Annotated in this window: 1 protein-coding gene; it reads left to right on the top strand. The window is 69.9% G+C overall.

Going from position 1 to position 1,318, the window contains the following annotated elements; all coding sequences use genetic code 11:
* Positions 1 to 229 precede the first annotated feature (229 nt).
* Positions 230 to 1,300 (top strand): IS110 family transposase, encoded by a 1,071-nt coding sequence (locus LO762_RS32210; RefSeq protein ID WP_230620139.1) that lies wholly within the window; start codon positions 230 to 232, stop codon positions 1,298 to 1,300.
* The last annotated feature ends 18 nt before the right edge of the window (positions 1,301 to 1,318 follow it).

Genomic DNA, 1,318 nt, shown 5'->3' with positions numbered 1-1,318 from the left:
CTGACAGAGATGATGGGGGTGAGCACCTCCCGCCGGGGTCTGACCCGCCCCCTGACTGACTTCGGGTCTTCCACGGGATTTGTCGGCCCGGGTTGGGAGGTGCTCGTGCACTCACCGGGTGTGGCGTTGTGACCTCATAGGAGCCTGGCCAGAGGCCCCTTCTCTGTCTTGTCCGCGTTGCCCGGCCGGTGCGTGCCGCCCTGCCCACAGCGACGAGCACAGGACGACGATGCCCCCCATTACACCCCATGCCGGAACCGTCATCGAGGTCGTCGGCGGAGTCGACACCCACGCCGACACCCACACCGCCGCGGTGATCGACCAGGTCGGGCGGGTGCTGGGCACAGAGCAGTTCCCCGCCGACCTGGCCGGTTATGCGGCCCTGCTGGCCTGGATCCGGACGTTCGGAACACCGCTACGGGTCGGAGTGGAGGGCACCGGCGCCTACGGCGCCGGCCTGGCCCGGCTCCTGCACGACCAGGCCGTCCCGGTCGTGGAGGTCGACCGGCCCGACCGCAAGACCCGCCGCTTCCAGGGCAAATCCGACCCCATCGACGCCATCTCGGCGGCCAGGACCGCCCTGGCCGGGCAGCGGACCGGCACCCCCAAACAACGCGACGGCCGGGTCGAGGCCCTGCGGAACCTGCGCGTGGCCCGCCGCTCCGCCATCGACCAGCGCGCCACCGTCCAGCGCCAGCTCAAGGCCCTCATCGTTACCGCCCCCGACGACCTGCGGGCACGGCTACGCGACCTGACCACCACCGACCTGATCACCACCTGCGCGAGCCTGCGCCCCGACCGCGGCGACGCTGCCACCCCCATCACCGCCGCCAAGATCGCCCTGCGGTCCCTCGCCCGCCGCCACCAGCAGCTCACCGCCGAGATCACCGACCTCGACCAGCTCCTGAAACCCCTGGTCACTGCCATCAACCCCGACCTGACCGCCGCCTACGGCCTCGGCCCCGACACCGCCGGCCAGCTCCTGGTCACCGCTGGAGACAACCACGAACGACTCGCCTCCGAAGCGGCGTTCGCCATGCTCTGCGGCGTCGCCCCCATCCCCGCCAGCAGCGGCAGAACCAACCGGCACCGCCTCAACCGCGCAGGCGACCGGCAAGCCAACGCCGCCCTCCACCGCATCGCCCTCGTCCGCATGCGCTGGGACCCCCGCACCCGCGCCTACGTCGAGCGACGCACCAAAGACGGCCTCTCCAAAAAAGAGATCATCCGCTGCCTCAAACGCTACATCGCCCGCGAAATCTACAAGATCATCACCAACGATCATGAACTCGCTGCTTGACATCAATAGGAGCATCCC

Source organism: Actinocorallia sp. API 0066 (genome assembly GCF_020991275.1).
Lineage (GTDB): Bacteria > Actinomycetota > Actinomycetes > Streptosporangiales > Streptosporangiaceae > Actinocorallia.
This window is presented reverse-complemented; position numbering and strand designations above follow the sequence as displayed.